Source organism: Trinickia sp. (assembly GCF_036503415.1).
Lineage (GTDB): Bacteria > Pseudomonadota > Gammaproteobacteria > Burkholderiales > Burkholderiaceae > Trinickia.
In genome coordinates, this window is record NZ_DASXWY010000149.1 from 37,296 (window position 1) to 55,578 (window position 18,283).

Annotated in this window: 17 protein-coding genes; 10 read left to right on the plus strand and 7 right to left on the minus strand. The window is 64.9% G+C overall.

The annotated features are described in order from the left end of the window. Positions 1-164: 164 nt before the first annotated feature. Positions 165-1,379 (minus strand): formate-dependent phosphoribosylglycinamide formyltransferase, encoded by a 1,215-nt coding sequence (gene purT, locus VGL01_RS18285; RefSeq protein WP_331571786.1) that lies wholly within the window; start codon positions 1,377-1,379, stop codon positions 165-167. A 136-nt stretch (positions 1,380-1,515) separates the two neighbouring features. Here purT and VGL01_RS18290 point away from each other — a divergent pair, with 136 nt between their 5' ends. Beyond that, complete coding sequence (locus VGL01_RS18290) at positions 1,516-2,046, plus strand: META domain-containing protein (RefSeq protein WP_331571788.1); 531 nt, start codon at positions 1,516-1,518, stop codon at positions 2,044-2,046. 87 nt (positions 2,047-2,133) lie between these two features. Continuing rightward, positions 2,134-5,124, plus strand: coding sequence for an FtsK/SpoIIIE family DNA translocase (locus VGL01_RS18295; RefSeq protein ID WP_331571790.1), 2,991 nt, complete (start codon positions 2,134-2,136; stop codon positions 5,122-5,124). A 316-nt stretch (positions 5,125-5,440) separates the two neighbouring features. Here VGL01_RS18295 and VGL01_RS18300 read toward each other — a convergent pair whose 3' ends face one another. Beyond that, positions 5,441-6,646 (minus strand): lactonase family protein, encoded by a 1,206-nt coding sequence (locus tag VGL01_RS18300; protein WP_414720293.1) that lies wholly within the window; start codon positions 6,644-6,646, stop codon positions 5,441-5,443. Positions 6,647-6,868: 222 nt separating this feature from the next. Between VGL01_RS18300 and VGL01_RS18305 the strand changes: the two genes are divergently transcribed. Then, positions 6,869-7,027: a DUF3096 domain-containing protein gene (locus tag VGL01_RS18305; RefSeq protein ID WP_173256516.1), complete on the plus strand. Its 159-nt coding sequence runs from the start codon at positions 6,869-6,871 to the stop codon at positions 7,025-7,027. Positions 7,028-7,066: 39 nt separating this feature from the next. Here VGL01_RS18305 and VGL01_RS18310 read toward each other — a convergent pair whose 3' ends face one another. Then, a complete protein-coding gene (locus tag VGL01_RS18310; RefSeq protein ID WP_331571792.1) occupies positions 7,067-7,312 on the minus strand; it encodes a hypothetical protein in 246 nt (81 codons plus the stop codon). Positions 7,313-7,511: 199 nt separating this feature from the next. On the opposite strand from VGL01_RS18310, the gene VGL01_RS18315 reads away from it, so the two are divergent. Next, the gene (locus tag VGL01_RS18315; protein WP_331571794.1) at positions 7,512-9,350 is read left to right on the plus strand and encodes a glycoside hydrolase family 15 protein; all 1,839 of its coding nucleotides are present in this window, start codon (positions 7,512-7,514) and stop codon (positions 9,348-9,350) included. A 289-nt stretch (positions 9,351-9,639) separates the two neighbouring features. Beyond that, complete coding sequence (locus VGL01_RS18320; protein ID WP_331571796.1) at positions 9,640-10,917, plus strand: polyhydroxyalkanoate depolymerase; 1,278 nt, start codon at positions 9,640-9,642, stop codon at positions 10,915-10,917. A gap of 84 nt (positions 10,918-11,001) precedes the next feature. Here VGL01_RS18320 and VGL01_RS18325 read toward each other — a convergent pair whose 3' ends face one another. Next, positions 11,002-11,634, minus strand: coding sequence for a TetR/AcrR family transcriptional regulator (locus tag VGL01_RS18325; protein WP_331571798.1), 633 nt, complete (start codon positions 11,632-11,634; stop codon positions 11,002-11,004). A gap of 291 nt (positions 11,635-11,925) precedes the next feature. On the opposite strand from VGL01_RS18325, the gene rsxB reads away from it, so the two are divergent. Together rsxB and nth are read left to right on the plus strand one after the other, a co-directional pair. Further along, entirely contained in the window at positions 11,926-12,768 is an 843-nt protein-coding gene (gene rsxB, locus VGL01_RS18330; RefSeq protein ID WP_331571800.1) for an electron transport complex subunit RsxB, read from the plus strand. 10 nt (positions 12,769-12,778) lie between these two features. After that, positions 12,779-13,423, plus strand: a complete 645-nt coding sequence (gene nth, locus VGL01_RS18335; RefSeq protein ID WP_331571802.1) for an endonuclease III — start codon at positions 12,779-12,781, stop codon at positions 13,421-13,423. Between the two features lie 43 nt (positions 13,424-13,466). Here nth and VGL01_RS18340 read toward each other — a convergent pair whose 3' ends face one another. Continuing rightward, on the minus strand, positions 13,467-14,384 hold the full coding sequence (locus VGL01_RS18340) for a DMT family transporter (protein WP_331571804.1): 918 nt from the start codon (positions 14,382-14,384) through the stop codon (positions 13,467-13,469). A 127-nt stretch (positions 14,385-14,511) separates the two neighbouring features. Between VGL01_RS18340 and VGL01_RS18345 the strand changes: the two genes are divergently transcribed. Next, positions 14,512-14,946 carry a DUF1841 family protein gene (locus tag VGL01_RS18345; protein ID WP_331571866.1) on the plus strand — a complete coding sequence of 145 codons (435 nt, stop codon included), beginning with the start codon at positions 14,512-14,514 and terminating at the stop codon, positions 14,944-14,946. A 146-nt stretch (positions 14,947-15,092) separates the two neighbouring features. On the opposite strand, the gene VGL01_RS18350 is transcribed toward VGL01_RS18345, so the two are convergent. Continuing rightward, positions 15,093-15,476 (minus strand): c-type cytochrome, encoded by a 384-nt coding sequence (locus tag VGL01_RS18350; RefSeq protein WP_331571806.1) that lies wholly within the window; start codon positions 15,474-15,476, stop codon positions 15,093-15,095. 57 nt (positions 15,477-15,533) lie between these two features. Continuing rightward, complete coding sequence (locus VGL01_RS18355; RefSeq protein WP_331571808.1) at positions 15,534-15,902, minus strand: c-type cytochrome; 369 nt, start codon at positions 15,900-15,902, stop codon at positions 15,534-15,536. 266 nt (positions 15,903-16,168) lie between these two features. On the opposite strand from VGL01_RS18355, the gene VGL01_RS18360 reads away from it, so the two are divergent. Together VGL01_RS18360 and VGL01_RS18365 are read left to right on the plus strand one after the other, a co-directional pair. Then, positions 16,169-17,011: a MoxR family ATPase gene (locus VGL01_RS18360; protein ID WP_331571810.1), complete on the plus strand. Its 843-nt coding sequence runs from the start codon at positions 16,169-16,171 to the stop codon at positions 17,009-17,011. A 37-nt stretch (positions 17,012-17,048) separates the two neighbouring features. Then, complete coding sequence (locus VGL01_RS18365; RefSeq protein ID WP_331571812.1) at positions 17,049-18,224, plus strand: VWA domain-containing protein; 1,176 nt, start codon at positions 17,049-17,051, stop codon at positions 18,222-18,224. The last annotated feature ends 59 nt before the right edge of the window (positions 18,225-18,283 follow it).

Consider the following 18,283-nt stretch of genomic DNA (forward strand, 5'->3'; position numbering starts at 1 on the left):
CGGAGGCGGCTCGGCGGCATCGACGCCGGCTAGTGGGCCGCGCCAATGGGCGTGGCCGTACCCGGCTGCAGACATGTGCCGCCGGAAAGGCCGGTATTGTAGCACCGCGCGATGACGCGAGCCGCAACCGCACATTGCGGCGATCCAGCGCCCCGGATAACGCCCTAGCGCGTCGACACGGGCCGCACGGCCAAAGCCACTGCCTTCGCACGCTCGCGCGCCTCGCGGATGTCGCCACCCGTTGCCACCGCCACGCCCATGCGCCGCTTCTTGAAGCTTTCGGGTTTGCCGAAAAGGCGCAAGTCGGAATCGGGAACGGCGAGCGCTTCGCGCACACCTTCGAATGCAATGCCGGCTTCATCGAGTCCGCCGTAGATCACCGCCGATGCGCCGGGCGCCACGAGCGCGGTATCGACAGGCAGGCCGAGAATCGCGCGCGCATGCAACTCGAACTCCGACAGGCGCTGCGAGCGCAGCGTGACGAGCCCGGTGTCATGCGGACGCGGACTGACTTCGGAGAACCAGACTTCGTCGCCGCGCACGAAGAATTCGACGCCGAAAACGCCGCGGCCACCCAGCGCGCCGGTGATGTTTTGCGCGATCTCCCGCGAGCGGGCGAGCGCCGCAGCCGACATCGGCTGCGGTTGCCACGATTCGACATAGTCCCCCGCCACCTGCAGGTGGCCGATCGGCTCGCAAAACGATGTTTCGACGGTGCCCGTTCGCGGATCGACGGCGCGCACCGTGAGCAGCGTGATCTCGTAGTCGAACGTGACGAAGCCTTCGACGATGACGCGCCCCACGTTCACGCGCGCGCCCGCCGTCGCGTATTGCCACGCGGGCTCGAGGTCGGCCTCGCTCTCGAGAACCGACTGCCCCTTGCCCGAAGACGACATCACGGGCTTGACCACGCACGGATAGCCGATACGGGCCACCGCCGCCTTGAAGGCGTCGAACGATTCGGCGAACGCATAAGGCGACGTCGGCAGCCCGAGCGTCTCGGCCGCCAGCCGGCGAATGCCTTCGCGATTCATCGTGAGCTGCGTGGCACGCGCGGTCGGGATGACTTCGGCGAGGCCCGCTGCTTCGATTTCGGCAAGCGCATCGGTGGCGATCGCCTCGATCTCGGGCACGATCAGATGCGGCCGCTCGACGCGCACGAGTTCGGCGATGGCAGCCGGATCCGTCATGTCGATGACATGCGCGCGATGCGCGACTTGATGGCCCGGCGCGTTCGGATAGCGGTCCACGGCGATGGTTTCGGCACCGAGCCGCTGCAAGGCGATGATGACTTCCTTGCCCAGCTCGCCGGCGCCGAGCAGCATGACGCGCGTGGCGCCGGGCGTGAGCGGCGTGCCGATTCGTTGACCGATCTGCATGGCGAAACCTCTTCGTGAAGCGGGTGAGCGGTAATGCGGGAAAACGCGATGCTAGCATGCGCGCAATCCGCCTGACGCTCGCCGGAGTGCGTTACCCTTACGCCTTCGCCAGCACACCGAAGGAAAGACGCCAGTCATGCCGAGTTCGTTCATCGCGCCGCAGCGGGCGGCAAGATACGCTTTCCGGGTGTCGCTCGCGCTCATGGCTGCGGCGCTTGCGGGCTGCGCAATGCCGACGCACCCTGATTCGGCCGCGCCGCCAAGCGATCCCTTCAATCGCGCCGCGGTTCAGTTGCTCGACGACACGAGCTGGACGCTCGCCGCCTGGAAAACGGCCGACGGCCGCGAGCGCGACGTAGCCGCACTCGGCCTCGATGTACGCCCCACCCTCGTCCTGTCGACGGCCAAGGGTCAGCGCCGCGCGCACGGCTTCGCCGGCTGCAACCGGTTCAACGGGGTGTATACGCTCAAAGACGGTCAGCTCTCGTTCGGTACGTTCGTGACGACGCGCATGGCATGCGGCAGCTCACGCGACGCGCTCGAACGCGACTATCTCGAAGCCTTGACGCATGTCGGCAAAACCGGCGTGCAATGGCACTCCCCTCCTCAATTGCAAATCGTCACCGACGACGGGGCGACACTCACGTTCCAGGCAGCCGGCCGATAAGCATCGGGCCGCCAACCGAAGCGTTGCGGCCCGCTAACGGTTAAACTCGCCGGGTTTGGCGCTTCCTCGTCTCGTTCTCGCTCTCGCATGCATACGGTCGTTCTGGGCTGGTTCGGCGTCTCTGCCTTCTGGTTTCTTCCCTTTTTGTGGCGTCTGATCAAGGCGGCGCTGCCCGGCGGCGACGGCTTGCGCGGCCCCGGGACGATTCGCCTATGGCTCGGCTTCGTGTGCGTGCTCGCCGCGAGTTGCGCGCTCGAAGCCGCGCTCTTCTCGCCTGCCGGCGATGCGCTCGGGCACCTGGTGATGAGCGGTGCGGGCCGCCTCGCCGGGCGCATCGGCGCGCCGCTGCTGATGCTCGTACTGCTGGTCGTCGCGTTGCCCTGGCTGCTTGGTTTTCGCTGGCTGGACACGCTCGCCGCGGCCGATCGAGCGTTCGGCCTGGGCCTTCGCCTGGGCCGGGAGGGACAACGCTCTCAGCCCTGCCGCATGCCGAGCGGCGCACGCGACGAAGCGCCCCGTTCCCGCGCGAGCGGCAACCCCGCGCGCCTCGCGACGGTGAATCCGATGGCGCCGAAACCGACTGGGCGATACGCGCGACCGACCGCATGGCAGCCGCCCTCAACATCGACGATTCGCCCGAGCGCCGCCGCGGCATCGCCTGCGGCGGCAAAAAGCCTATCGACCGGGCGAAAAACGTCGGTCACCGACGCAGTACCGAGACGGCCAGGGACGCGGCCGCAAACTGTGGCCGGCAACCCCATGAGCACGTCAACGCCATTTTCGGGCGCCGATCGATCCCCTCGGACACCGCACGCCCGCGCACGGGCAGCCGCTTCGGCAAATGCAGGTCCGCGTCCGGCGGGTGCGCCCATCGACTTCGATATGGCCAACGTCGCACCCGAGCGTGCGGCGACGCCCGCCCCATCGCCCGGTGTGCTCGAAACGCTGCGCGCAATCGAAGCAAACGCCGCGCAATGGACGGCGCTTGCCGGCGTCAGTCTTGCGCGGCGCGGCGCGTCGGCCGCTCGCGATGACGCTTCCGAGCGGGCGCCGGAGGTGTCGCAGACGGCATTGCCAGAGGCGCGCGCAAACGCGCCGCGGCCGATGAAGCCCGAACCGCCGACCGAGTGCGAACCCGCGCGCGAGCCGGTTCCCGCGCCGCCGTTCGATGGCGTCGGGCTCGATGTCGGTACACGGGGCGGCGACCCACTCTCCCCTGACGTACCGCCAACCGGCGCACCGCATGTCGAAGCACCAGATGACGATGCGCTCCCCCCGGAAACAGCATCCGCGCAAGCATCGCGCGCCGAGGCTCCCGTAGCGGACATGCCGTTCGCCGAAACATCGGCCGCCGAAGCCGCCCCAGCCGATGCGTCTTCCGAGGATCCAGCTTCGGCCGCTCCCCCTTGGGCGGATCCATCGTTCGCCGAAAGAGATTCTGACGAAACACGCGCTACCGAGACGCCGCTCGCCGAACGCTTGCCCGAGCACGCGCCCCCGATCGCAGAAGCCAGCGCGCCCGCGGCTTCCGGACCGCGGGCATCCTTGCGTGGCCACGGCGCGGCCGAATTCGCGTTCCACGCCCCTGCGGCAACGCCGACCGAGTTACCCCCGCTCGAGCTCCTCGAGCGCGCCACGGCCCAGGCCGAGCCCGTCTCCGACGAACGTCTCGCCCAGACCGGCCAATTGATCGAGCAACGGCTGCAGGAGTTCAAGGTGCCTGTGACCGTGGTGGGTGCCACAGCGGGCCCCGTCATCACACGCTTCGAGGTCGAGCCGGCACTCGGCGTGCGCGGCAGCCAGATCGTCGGCCTCATGAAGGACCTTTCGCGCGGGCTCGGCCTCACATCGGTGCGCGTCGTCGAAACCATCCCCGGCAAGACTTGCATGGGGCTCGAACTGCCGAATGCGAAGCGCCAGACGATCCGCCTCTCGGAGATCCTCGAGGCCGACGCCTATCGCGGCTCGGGTTCGAAGCTGACGATCGCGATGGGCAAGGACATCACGGGCCACCCCGTGGTGACCGATCTGGCGAAAGCGCCGCACATGCTCGTTGCGGGCACGACCGGTTCGGGCAAATCGGTGGCGATCAACGCAATGATTCTTTCGCTGCTCTACCAGGCGACACCCGAGGAAGTGCGGCTCATCATGATCGACCCGAAGATGCTCGAGCTGTCGGTCTACGAAGGCATCCCGCACCTGCTCGCGCCCGTCGTCACGGACATGAAGCTCGCCGCCAACGCGCTCAACTGGTGCGTCGGCGAAATGGAAAAGCGCTACCGGCTGATGTCGGCCGTCGGCGTGCGCAATCTCCCGGGGTTCAACCAGAAGGTGCGCGACGCCGACGCGGCCGGGAAAAAGTTGACGAATCCTTTCTCGCTGACACCAGACGCGCCCGAGCCGCTTTCGACGCTGCCGCTCATCGTCGTCGTCATCGACGAGCTGGCCGACCTCATGATGGTGGCCGGCAAGAAGATCGAAGAGCTGATCGCGCGTCTCGCGCAAAAGGCCCGTGCAGCGGGCATCCACCTGATTCTCGCCACGCAACGTCCGTCGGTCGACGTCATTACCGGGCTCATCAAGGCCAATATTCCTACCCGCGTGGCCTTCCAGGTTTCGTCGAAAATCGATTCCCGTACGATTCTCGACCAGATGGGCGCCGAATCGCTGCTCGGGCAAGGCGATATGTTGTTTCTGCCGCCCGGTACGGGCTACCCGCAGCGCGTCCATGGGGCATTCGTCGCCGACGAGGAAGTACACCGTGTCGTCGAGCATCTGAAGCAATTCGGCGAGCCGCAATACGAGGACGGAATACTCGACGGTCCGGCGACCGAAGGCGCGCCTCAAGACCTGTTCGGCGATGCGCCCGACGCCGAGGCCGATCCGCTTTACGACGAGGCGGTGGCGTTCGTCGTGCGTACGCGCCGCGCCTCGATTTCCTCAGTGCAGCGGCAGTTGCGCATCGGCTACAACCGGGCTGCGCGGCTTGTCGAACAGATGGAGGCCGCGGGCCTCGTCTCTTCGATGAGCGTCAACGGCAGCCGCGAAGTCCTGGCCCCGCCGGGACCGGAGCAATGACGGACGCCTTGCTGTAAAAGCTGCGCGGGGGTTGCAAGAACTAGCGGGTGGATCCGCCTCGCGGCAGGCGCAACGGAAGTGGGCGCCGCTGCGACCCGCGACGCGGCGCGCTTGCGGCGTGCGCATGGATGAGCCGGCATGGGCATTGCATACCCAACGCAGGCCGGAATCGCTGACGCACAACGCTCCGGCGCCGTTTCATCCCCTGCCGCCCCGCCCCCCGTGAGGCGGTAGCTTCGAGCCTGCGCGTGTGCTCTGATGCGCAGGCTCTCTTTGTATGCGCGCCTCTTGCGCGATTCGTCACGGCGTCACGCCTTCATGACGCAGGCGTGAACTTGAAATCCACGGGTGCCCCGACATCGAGTCGCGCCGGGTTCGGCTCGAGCTTCCCGGTCTGCGGGTCGCGCCGAAAAACATACGCGGTATCGCTTTCCTGGTTGCCGACGATGAGCCAATGACCGCTCGGGTCGATCGCGAACTCCCGCGGCGTCCGTCCGAGCGTCGACTGGCGGCCGACGAGCGTCAGCCTCCCATCGCCCGAATTCACCGCAAAAATCACGATTTCATTCGCGTCCCCACGATTCGATACATAAAGAAAGCGTCCATCGGCCGACAGGTGAACGGCAGCCGCGCCTTGCTTGCCCTTGAAACCGGGCGCGGCGAGCGGCAGCGTCTGCAGGGTTTCCAGTGTGCCATCGCGGTATCGCAGCACCGTCACGGTGGCGGCGAGCTCGCTCGTCAGATAGGCATATTTCCCGAGCGCGTCGAAGACGAGGTGCCGCGGGCCCGACCCGGCTCCCATTTGCACATATCGTGTCTCGGTGGGACTCAGCAGGCCGCGGCTGCCATCCGACGTGTATCGGTACGCGTAAAGTTTGTCGGTGCCGAGGTCTTGCGCGAAGAGGTAGCGCCCGTCGGGCGACATGACCGTCGAATGGACATGCGCGCTGTCCTGCCTCCCCTTCATCGGGCCGCGGCCGTCATGATGAACGCTCAGCACCGCGTCGCCGAGGCTGCCGTCGCCCTTGACCGGAAGTACAGCGAAGCTGCCGCCGGGATCGGAGGCGACCGAGTAGTTCGCCACGAACAGATACCTGCCGTCGGGCGAAAGGCTCAGATAACAAGGATCGTTGCCTTGCGACGAGACGTGATCGAGCAGCTTCAACTGACCGCTCACCGCATCGAACGAGAACGCGCTGACGCCGCCATGCTCAGTGGCCGGGCCATTGTCCCCAGGCAGCTCGTTCACCGCATAGACAGTCCGGTTGCCGCGACCCACGAGCAGATACGATGGATTGACCGTTTGTACGGACGAAAGCGGCGACACGGAGCCGCTTTGCGGATCGAACCGGTAGACGTGGATGCCGTTGCTCTTACCGGTATTCGTGTAGGTGCCGACGAGCAGGTCGTAGCTCGCGGCCCCTTGCGCGTCGCTGCCGGCATGCGCCGCTGAGGGCGCCACTGCGAGCGCGGCCAGTGCCGCCAGGGCCGACGTCAGCGCGAAACCTTTTCGGCCCGACACGGCTCTGAGGGTACGGGCACGCGAATCGCTGTCTGACCCTCGAGTGCCGGCCCGTCCCTCCGCGAGGCCGGACGAAGGGCACGACAAAACGTAGGGCAAGGCCGGCCGCTTTGGCGGCCGGATCGAGGAAAGCTGACTCGGCATCGAAGCTCCTTCGTCGAGAGGCTCACCCTCGCCGCGAGCGCAAAGCGCCCACCCGATCAATCTGTGCGAGGCTTCGCCATGAACATTTCTGTCAGTCTGGGACCCCTTGCCGCGCTGATCGCCGGCATCCTGATTCTGATCGTGCCGCGACTCCTGAACTACATCGTCGCGCTTTACCTCATCATCATCGGATTACTGGGGTTGTTCGGCCCGGCATCGCAGCACTTGCGGTTCTGACGCCGCCCGGGCGTCGGCTGGCCGCCGGTTCGGTCGACTTCATCCGTTGGCAAGTTGCTCGAGCCGCAGCTTTCCCTGCAGCGAAAGCGCGCCGACCGCATAATGGCCATCGGCTTGCTGGTGCGACGTGAAACAGGCGCGCTCGAGCAGAAACGACATGGCGGTATCCATGCCGTTGCGCGACAAGCCGAGCGCCTTTGGATCGAGGGAAATCAAGCTACCGTCGCGAAGTTCGCGAGCGGCGGACAGAATAGCGATGCAATCGGTTTTGGACGGGTTCTGCATGGCGTCAATCCTTGTAGTGAATGAGCGTCACAGAAGCATGACTGGCCGAAGCGCGCCGCGCACGCGGTGTTGTTCCCGCTTGCATCGTCGTTCGACGTCGCACTTTCAGCCTTGATCCCCGGAGTTTGATTGTAGCCAGCAGCCGGCAACGTTGGCAACGCCCCATAGCCGCACCGGCTCCTATCGCTTACGACACGACATGCCCGCACTCATCGAAGACTATGCGCTCGTCGGCGACGGCCACACGGCCGCGCTCATATCCCGCGACGGTTCGGTCGACTGGCTCTGCTGGCCGCGCTTCGACAGCGCCGCCTGCTTCGCCGCACTGCTCGGCGCGCCCGAACACGGCTCCTGGCAACTCGCCCCGGCAAGCGAGGTGCAGACAAGCCGCCGGTGCTACCGCGACGGCACGTTGGTCCTTGAAACCGATTACGAGACGGCCGAGGGCGCCGTCACCGTGATCGATTTCATGCCGCCCGGCAACGGATGGTCGGAGCTCGTGCGCATCGTCATCGGCCGGCGCGGCCGCGTGCCGATGCATATGTCGCTCACACTGCGATTCGATTACGGATTCTCGGTGCCCTGGGTGACGCGACTCACGCATGGCAACGGCATACGCGCCGTCGTGGGCCCGGACATGGCCGTCTTGCGCACCGATGTCGAATTGCATGGCGAGAACATGCACACAGTCGCCGATTTCACGGTGTCCGAGGGCGAGCGCATACCGTTTACGCTCGCGTATTCGTCGTCGCATCAGCGCATGCCGCCGGCCACCGATCCTTTCTCCGCGCTCGCGCGCACCGAGAATCATTGGCGCGACTGGACGGCGCGCTGCGAGGTAAAGGGCCGCTATGCGGCGCCTATCATGCGCTCGCTGATCACGCTGAAGGCGCTTGCTTATGCGCCGACGGGCGGGATCGTTGCCGCACCGACGACATCGCTGCCTGAACTGCTGGGCGGCACGCGCAACTGGGATTACCGCTACTGCTGGTTGCGCGATGCGACGATCACGTTGCTCGCGCTCATGCGCTGCGGTTATTACGACGAAGCGCGCGCGTGGCGATCCTGGCTCGAACGCGCATTGGCCGGCTCGCCGGCGCAGGTCCAGATCATGTATGGGCTCGCTGGAGAACGGCGGTTGCCGGAATCCGAGATCGACTGGCTGCCGGGCTATCTCGGTGCGAAACCGGTGCGCATCGGCAACATGGCGGTCGGCCAGCTCCAGCTCGATGTCTACGGCGAAGTGATGAATGCGCTGCATCTGGCGCGCGTCGGCGGCTTGCACACGAACGAATCGGTGTGGGCCGTGCAGCGCGTCATGCTCGACCATCTGGAGACGATCTGGCAAGAACCGGACGAAGGGCTCTGGGAGGTGCGCAGCGGCCGGCGCCATTTCACCTTCTCCAAGGTCATGACGTGGGTCGCCTTCGATCGCGCGGTCAAATCGGCGGAAAAATTCAAGCTGGACGGCCCGGTGGCGCACTGGCGCGAACTCCGTGACACCATCCATGCCGATGTCTGCCGCCACGGCTTCAACCCGGAGCGCAATGCATTCACGCAGGTCTACGGCGGCGACGACCTCGACGCCAGCCTGCTGCTGGTCCCGCTCGTCGGGTTTTTACCGCCGGACGACCCGCGCGTCGCTTCGACGGTCGCTGCCATCGAGCGCACGCTGCTACGCGATGGGCTCGTCGTGCGCTATCACACGTCCGAAGTCGACGACGGTTTGCCGCCGGGCGAAGGCACGTTCCTCGCCTGCAGTTTCTGGTTCGTCGACAATTTGATGCTGCAGGGCCGGGTCGACGAAGCGCATGCCATGTATGAGCGCCTCGTGGGCCTCGCGAACGATGTCGGCCTGCTCGCCGAGGAATACGATCCTCGCGTCAAGCGCTTCACAGGCAATTTTCCGCAAGCTTTCTCGCATGTTGCGCTCGTGCACACGGGCTTGAATCTGATGCGGCACGAGCAGGAAATGACGCATGCCACCGGCCATCCACGAAACGGCTCGCAATCGAAGGAAAGCGGCAATGCCGCATGAACGCCGCGCGGCGCCCGCCACGCGTGCCGCGCCGGCGTTTTGCAGCGCATGCGGCATTCAGCGAATCTTTCAATCAGCCTTCGGCTATACCGCATATCGGCACCTCAGCGCGAGACTGCATCCGGGAAAATCCCGGTCAGGTTGAGAATTTGCTGCGTTGCAGCTAGCCATGTTTGTCCTATATCATCGACGAGCCGGTTCGGAATTAGGCAGACTTTTTCAGCACGGCATGCCGCGACGCCGAAACGCCGCGTAATACTTCAGTGACCACACGCGGGAGCCTTTCACCATGCTTTACCAGCTCTACGAATTTCAGCGCGCGCTCTTGACTCCGTTGACGGCCTGGGCCGAGGCCGCCTCCCGCTCATTTGCGAACCCGGCGAGTCCGTTGGCCTATGTGCCGGGCGCCACCCGGTTTTCCGCCGCCTACGAGTTGCTCTATCGGCTCGGAAAGGATTACGAAAAGCCGGAGTTCAACATTCGCCAGATCGTCAAGGACGGCCACAACATCCCGATCATCGAACAAACGATCGTCGAGAAGCCGTTTTGCCGTCTGCTGCGTTTCAAGCGTTTCGCCGACGATAGCGAGGCGGTCGCACAGTTGAAGGACGAACCGGTCGTGCTCGTATGCGCACCGCTGTCGGGCCATCACTCGACGCTATTGCGCGACACGGTCCGCACGCTGTTGCAGGACCACAAGGTCTACATCACGGACTGGATGGATGCACGGATGGTCCCGATCGAGAACGGTCCGTTCCATCTGGACGACTACGTCACCTACATCCAGGAGTTCATCCGCTATATCGGCGCGAAGAATCTGCACGTGCTGTCGGTCTGTCAGCCGACGGTGCCGGTGCTGGCTGCCATCTCGCTGATGGCGAGCCGCGGCGAGGACACGCCGCGCACGATGACGATGATGGGCGGCCCGATCGACGCGCGCTGCAGCCCCACGTCGGTGAACTCGCTGGCGATGCAGCACTCGTACGAGTGGTTCGAGAACAACGTGATCCACACGGTGCCGCAAAACTACCCCGGGGTGGGGCGTCACGTCTATCCCGGCTTCCTTCAGCATTCGGGCTTCGTGGCGATGAACCCCGAGCGCCATGCCGCCTCGCATTGGGATTTCTATCAAAGCCTGCTGCGCGGCGACGAGGAAGACGCGGAAGCGCATCGCAGCTTTTACGATGAGTACAACGCTGTCCTCGATATGGCGGCCGAGTATTACCTCGACACCATTCGCATCGTGTTCCAGGAATTCCGCCTGGCCGAGGGCACATGGGAAATCGATGGCGAGCTGGTGCGTCCGCAGGACATCAAGCGCACGGCCCTCTTCACGATCGAAGGCGAGCTCGACGACATCTCGGGCTGCGGACAGACGCGCGCCGCGCATCAACTGTGCAAGGGGATTCCGGCAGCGCGCAAACGCCATTTCACGGCGGAAAAGTGCGGTCACTACGGCATTTTCTCGGGCCGGCGCTGGCGCACGATCATCTATCCGCAACTGCGCGATTTCATCCTCGAGCACAACAGGGAATCCAGGCATAAAGCCGAGCCCGTAGAGGCTTGAGCCGACGCCATCGCTTTTACTACCAGTGCTTCGTCGAACGGGCGGCCCAGGCCGCCCGTTTGCATTATTCGGCGCCTTTGCGTTTCAACGCCGCATCAGGTATGCGAGCAGCAGTTCGGTATTCATGCGCACGATTTCGCTGCGCTCCGCGGGCGCATCGAAATCGCGGCCTAGCGTGGCCTGCAGCGTGAAACGGTTGGAGACGATGTAATAGCCGAGGCCCGAGAGCGTCACGTAAAAGCGCAGGGGGTCCACGTTCGCGCGAAAGAGTCCGGCCCGCTGGCCGCGCTCGAGAATCGACGACAGCGTTGCGACGATCGGCGAGATCATGTCCCGAATCTGCGTCGATTTCTGCAGATACCGCGCCTCGTGGAGATTTTCATTGTTGACGAGCCGCAGCAGCTCCGGATGATCGCGGTAGTAGTCCCAGACGAAGTGGGCAAGCCGCGTCATGGCCTCCACGGGGGCGATGCCGGACAGATCGAGGGCCTTTTCGGCCTCCGTCAGTGCGCTGAATGCATGCTCCAGAACAGCCGTGAAAAGCTGCTCCTTACTGCCGAAGTAGTAATAGAGCATGCGCTCGTTCGTTTCGGCACGACGGGCGATCTGATCGACACGGGCGCCGAACAAGCCACCATTTGCGAATTCCTCAGCCGCCGCCAGCAGAATCCGGCGCCGGGTGCCCTCGGGATCACGTTTGATTTTCAGCTGGTTCATGGTGGCCTTTGCTTCGTGCGCCGCGGTGTCCGCGTCACGCTGCCGGCTCCTCCTGGCACCCTACACCGGCTGCATGCAATGGACGCGCCTTTTCGTGGGAGATACCCCTTATTAAGCGGTCATGCGAAAAGCGCTTCGATTATGCGCACATGGCTTGCCGATGGCAACCCGGGAAATCGGCGATAATGCCGGCTTTGCGCGCACCGTGAGAACGCGTGCCACCATGGTGCGCCGGGCGCACACGCCCATATGCGTAAAGCCGCTTCACGCCGCGGCGAGAATCTCCCCACCGTGACCGACCGAAAGACCCTCGCGGATCGCATCGAAGATCTGCTTCCTCAAACGCAGTGCACGAAGTGCGGCTATGCGGGCTGCCGCCCTTATGCCGAAGCCGTCGCGCGCGGCGAGGCGGGCTATAACCAATGCCCGCCCGGCGGCGTGGAAGGCGTGGCTCGGCTCGCCTCTCTCCTGGGCAAGCCCGTCATTGCGCTGAACCCGGCCAACGGCGCCGAACGCCCGCGGCCGGTCGCCTTCATCGACGAGTCGCTTTGCATCGGCTGCACGCTCTGCATGCAGGCTTGTCCCGTCGATGCGATCGTCGGCGCACCGAAGCTGATGCACACCGTCGTCTCCGCGCTGTGCACGGGATGCGACTTGTGCGTCGCGCCCTGCCCGGTCGATTGCATCTCGATGCCGCCGGTCACCCGCGACGCGACGGGCTGGCAGGCGTGGAGCGCCGATCAGGCCGAAGCGGCGCGCAAGCGGCATGACCGCCGCACCGCACGGATCGCGCGCGAGCGCGAAGCTGCCGAGGCGCGCGCCGCCGCCCGGCGCGCCGCGGCATCGCCCGCTGCTGCGGCACCGCCCGCAAGCGCCACCGCGGAAGACGAAGCGGCCGCCAAAAAGCGCGCCATCATCGCGGCCGCGCTCGAACGCGCGCGCCAGAAGAAAGCCGCTCTCGAAGCCGAAGGCGTCGCGCCCAAGAACGTCAGCAACGTCAGTCCGGCCGTGCAGGCGCAAATCGATGCGGCCGAAGCACGGCGCCAGCGCTTGCGCACGACATCGGACGAGCCGGGCAAAGACGTACCGCGCGAAGACGCGTCCGGCGAATCCGATACGCCCTCTTCCCGGTGAAGCGAACCGCATGAACGTCACCAAACGTCGCGCCATTTACGAAGCGCTGCAAAGTCTCAATCCGCATCCGACGACCGAGCTCGAATACACGACACCGTTCGAACTACTGATCGCGGTCGTGCTTTCGGCGCAGGCGACCGACGTGGGCGTCAACAAAGCGACGCGCAAGCTTTTTCCGGTCGCCAATACGCCGCAGCAGTTCGTCGAATTGGGCGAAGCGCGTCTTGCCGACTACATCAAGACGATCGGCCTTTATCGGACCAAGGCAAAAAACGTCATTGCGACATGCCGTCTGCTGCTCGAAAAACACGGCGGCGAAGTCCCCGCCGAGCGCGAAGCACTCGAGAGCCTGCCGGGCGTCGGCCGCAAAACGGCCAACGTCGTGCTCAATACGGCATTCGGCCAACCGACCATCGCCGTCGATACGCATATCTTCCGGGTGGCGAATCGCACCGGACTCGCGCCGGGCAAGGACGTGCGCGCCGTCGAAGCGGCCCTGGAGAAGTTCACGCCGCCCGAGTTCAGGCACGACGCGCATCACTGGCTGATCCTGCATGGCCGTTATGTCTGCAAGGCACGCCGGCCCGAATGCTGGCACTGCGTCATCGAGCCGCTTTGCGAGTACAAGCCGAAGACGCCCCCGCCCGACCTCTGAGCGGCGAGCAGGCGCCCGGCCGATCGGTCAACCGATTGCGCGCCTACTGGTTCGCCTCCAGCGCGACCGCATCCTCCGACGCCCCACCGCCGGCACGCACGAGCCAGAGGACGCCACCGAGCACGGATGCGCCGCCGACCCATTGCATGGCGCTCAACGATTCGCCGAGCAGCAGCGACGCGAGCGTCACGGTGACGACGGGTTCGAGCGTCGAAAGCATCGACGTACGCGCCGCACCGAGCCGCGCGAGACCCGCGAAGAACGCGAGCATGGCGAGCACCGTGGAAATGAGCGCGATGGCGATGACAGCAGCCCAGCCCCCGGCCGTCGCGGGCCAGTGGGGCGGCGCGCCCGCTGCCGTGCGTGCGAGCGACAGCGCGCCGAATACGACGGCGGCTACGAGGCAGATAACGCTCGTCGTCACATGGGGGTCGATGCCACGCGTCGCGCGCGTACCGGCGACGATATAGATCGAGTAGATCACCGCTGCGCCGAGGCCGAGCGCAATGCCGAGCGGCTCGCCGCGGCCGCCTCCCACCATCAGCGCCGTACCCGCGAGGCAGAGTACGAGCGCCGCGCATTTGACCGGGGTGAGCCGCTCATGCAGCCACCATGCCGCGAGCACGGTGACGAACGCGGGGTACAGATAAAGCAGTAGCGCGACGAGACTCGCTTGCGCATGCTGCAGCGCAATGAAATAGCAGAGCGATTGTCCGACGTAGCCTACGGCCCCCAACGCCGCGATTGCGGCCAGCGCGCGCCCTCTGGGCCAAACCATACCGCGGCGGCGCGCCGTCCAGCCGAGGATGGCGCCGCCGATGGCAAAGCGCAACGTGAGCAGACCCAGCACGTCAGTGCCGCCGGCATAGGCGTAGCGGGCGAAGATGGCCATCGCGCCAAATGCCGCGGCGGACAGCGCGACGAACGCCGCGCCGTAAAGCGTATCGATACGGGAGGTCATGGAAACCGGGATATTCGAAATGAGGGAATCTCTCGCGCGACGTAGAATACCGGTTTCAGCCATCCGCCGTCGGCACGAATGCGCCATCGCCCGCGCTCGCGCGACGGGCACCTTGCCCCTTTCGACGATGTTCAATCCCAGCCGCGACGAAGTCCGACGCTTTTTCACCGACACTTGGCGCAAACAGCGCGCAGGTGAAATTCTCACACCGCTCGAAGCGATTGCGGCCGACTGGATCGTCGAGCACCCGGAATATCACGAAGAGCTCGCCGACGAAGCGGCCGCGTCGTCGGCCGAATATTCGCCCGAAAGCGGGCGCACCAATCCTTATCTGCATCTGTCGATGCACCTCGCGATTAGCGAGCAGCTTTCGATTGATCAGCCGCCGGGCATCCGTGCGGCGCATGAGCGGCTCGTCGTGCGGCTCGGCTCGACGCACGAAGCACACCACGCGATCATGGACTGCTTGGGCGAAACGATCTGGGAGGCACAACGCAATAACGCGCCGCTCGATACCGACGCCTATCTCGCCCGCATCGAGCGGCGCGCATCGCGCGACTGAGCCGCTCTCGCGTGCCCTCGGCAACGACACGACGCCTCGTTGCCAGGCGCGCTAAAAGCAAACACCCCGCTCACGGCGGGGTGTTTGCTTGGTTGCCGCGGCGCTCCCGGTGAACGGGGACGACACGCGCCGGACGAACGCCGCCCTTACTTCTTCTGGACGAGATCTCCGTCGAGCGATTCGATATAAGCGGCGATATCCTTCATATCGCTTTGCGACAAGCTTTGCACCTGCGCCTGCATGATCGCGTTGTTGCGGCCGAGCTTCGGATTGCTGGTGCCCATCTGGTATTGCTTCAAAGCCCAGTAGACGTAGCTCGAGTGCTGACCGGCGAGCTTCGGGTACTCCGGCGTCACAGGCTTGTTCAGATTCGGACCGTGACACGCCGCGCAGTTATGGCTCTCGACGAGCGCCTTGCCATTCGATGCGCTCGCAGCGGCCGCCGGATTCGATACGGCAAGCGCGCCGATGGCCATCGCCGCCCCCGCAACCATGGCGATTGTCCGAAGTGCCTGATCGGGCTTGTACATGAATTCTCCTATCCCGCGAAATGAGAGTGCCTGAATGAGCTGGAAGCGACCGCGCGGTTACTTTTCGGGATTGTTCGGCGACGAGGCCGTCTGCGCCGCGTAGTAAGCGGCGATATCGGCGATGTCCTGATCGGTCAGCGAACTCGCGATTGCATGCATCGTGTCGAAGTGGCGATCGCCCTTCTTGTACCCGTGCAATGCGTTCGCCAGGTATTGCGCGTTCTGGCCGCCCAGCATCGGAACCTTGTAGACCTCGGGATAAGCCGTGCGGTAATCGGCAATGCCATGGCAGCCGATACACATCGCGACCTTGCCCTGAGCCGCCTTCGCATTGCCGACGATATCGGCCGCCTGGGCGTTCAGCGCGAACCCCGCGAGCGCGGCAAGCGCTGCGGTCACGACATGTTTGCCGACGAAAGAGTTCATAGCTTGTAACCTGGCTGAGGGGAAACGAGCGCCCGCACACCTGCTGCCGGGCGGCGGCACAGATCGTATCGCGCCGCGCTTCATTATGGAATGGCCAAGAGGCCAAAAAATCGCGGCAATTGTACCGCGACGGATGGCCGCGGTCCACATCGGCAATACCCCCGCCGGCCCCGCCCGAAAAGGCTCGCGCATAGGCCTGCGACATCGTGCCGCAGGCGGCGGCGCCTTCTGGCATATACTGGATTCTTTTCGCGAGAGCGGTCGCCATGCGTTTCGAAGGTTCGTCGCAATACGTCGCCACAGACGATCTCAAGCTCGCCGTCAACGCCGCCATGACGCTCAAAAGGCCGCTGCTGATCAAGGGCGAGCCTGGCACGGGCAAGACGATGCTCGCGGAAGAGGTCGCTGCCTCGCTCGGCATGCCGCTCTTTCAGTGGCACATCAAATCGACGACGAAAGCCCAGCAAGGCCTGTACGAGTACGACGCCGTCTCGCGTCTGCGCGATTCGCAGCTCGGCGACGCGCGCGTGCGCGACATTGCCAATTACATCGTCAAGGGCGTGCTCTGGCAAGCCTTCGAATCGGACGAGCCGGCCGTGCTGCTCATCGACGAAATCGACAAGGCCGACATCGAATTCCCGAACGACTTGCTGCGCGAGCTCGATCGCATGGAGTTCCACGTCTATGAAACACGCGAGATCGTACGTGCCCGCCACCGTCCGCTCGTCGTCATCACCTCGAACAACGAAAAGGAGCTGCCCGACGCATTCCTGCGCCGCTGCTTCTTTCACTACATCCAGTTCCCCGACCCGGCGACGATGCAAAAGATCGTCGAAGTGCACTATCCCAACGTCCGCGAGGATCTGCTGCATGCCGCGCTCGAAAGCTTCTTTTCGCTACGCAGCGTATCGGGCTTGAAGAAAAAACCGTCCACCTCGGAGCTGCTCGACTGGCTCAAACTGCTGCTCGCCGAAGACATCGCCCCCGAGGCGCTGCACGCGCCCGACGGCAAGCAAGTCGTGCCGCCGCTTGCCGGCGCGCTGCTGAAAAACGAACAGGACGTGAGCCTTCTCGAGCGGCTCGTCTTCATGAACCGGCATAACCGGTAAGCCGCGAGCTCGGCCGCGTTTTTCGGATCAGTCCGCCATGCTCATCGACTTCTTCTATACGTTGCGCGCGGCGCGCCTGCCCGTCTCGGTCAAGGAGTATCTGACGCTCGTCGAGGCGTTGCGCGCGCGCGTGATTGCGCCGTCGCTCGATGAGTTCTACTTCCTGGCCCGCCTCACACTCGTGAAAGACGAGCGCTACTTCGACAAGTTCGATCAGGCCTTCGCGGCGTATTTCCGCGGTGCCGAGAAGCTTGCCGAGGCGATGGTCGCCGTGCCGCCCGAATGGCTGAAACGACGCCTCGAACGCGAGTTCACGCCCGAGGAAAAGGCGGCGGTCGAGGCGATGGGTGGCCTCGACAAGCTGATGGAGCGCCTGAAGGCGCTCTTCGATGAACAAAAAGCGCGCCACGAAGGCGGCAACAAGTGGATCGGCACGGGCGGCACCTCGCCGTTCGGCAATGGCGGCTATCACCCCGAAGGCATCCGCATCGGTGGAGAATCCGCCGGCCACCGCACAGCGGTCAAGGTTTGGGAAGCGCGCGGCTATCGCGACTACGACGATCAGGTGGAAATCGGCACGCGCAATATCAAAGTGGCGCTGCGCCGGCTGCGCCGCTTCGCGCGCGAGGGCGCGGCCGAAGAGCTCGACTTGCCCGATACGATTCGCAGCACGGCAGCCAACGCCGGCTGGCTCGACCTCAAGATGGTGCCGGAGCGGCACAACACGGTGAAGGTGCTGATGCTGCTCGATGTCGGCGGCTCGATGGACGATCACATCCTGCGCACCGAGGAACTTTTTTCGGCGGCGAAGGCCGAATTCAAGCATCTCGAGTTCTACTACTTCCACAATTGCGTCTATGACTTCCTGTGGAAAAACAATCGCCGCCGGCATCTCGAACGCATCGCCACATGGGACGTACTGCACAAGTTCACGCCCGACTACAAGCTCGTCTTCGTCGGCGACGCCACCATGAGCCCCTACGAGGTGCTGCAAGCGGGCGGCTCCGTCGAATACAACAATCCCGAGGCAGGGGCCGTCTGGCTGCGCCGCCTGGCCGACCAGTTCCCGCACCATGCCTGGCTGAACCCCGAACCGCAGGGACTGTGGGAGTACCGCCAGTCGGTCGCGATCATCAGGCAATTGCTCGGCGAGCGCATGTACCCGCTGACGCTGGCCGGACTCGAGACGGCCATGCGCGCGCTCAGTAAGTAGCCGTGCGCGCGGGCTTTAGAAACACCGCCGCGCGCCGCTGCCGCTAAAATAGAGTTGTC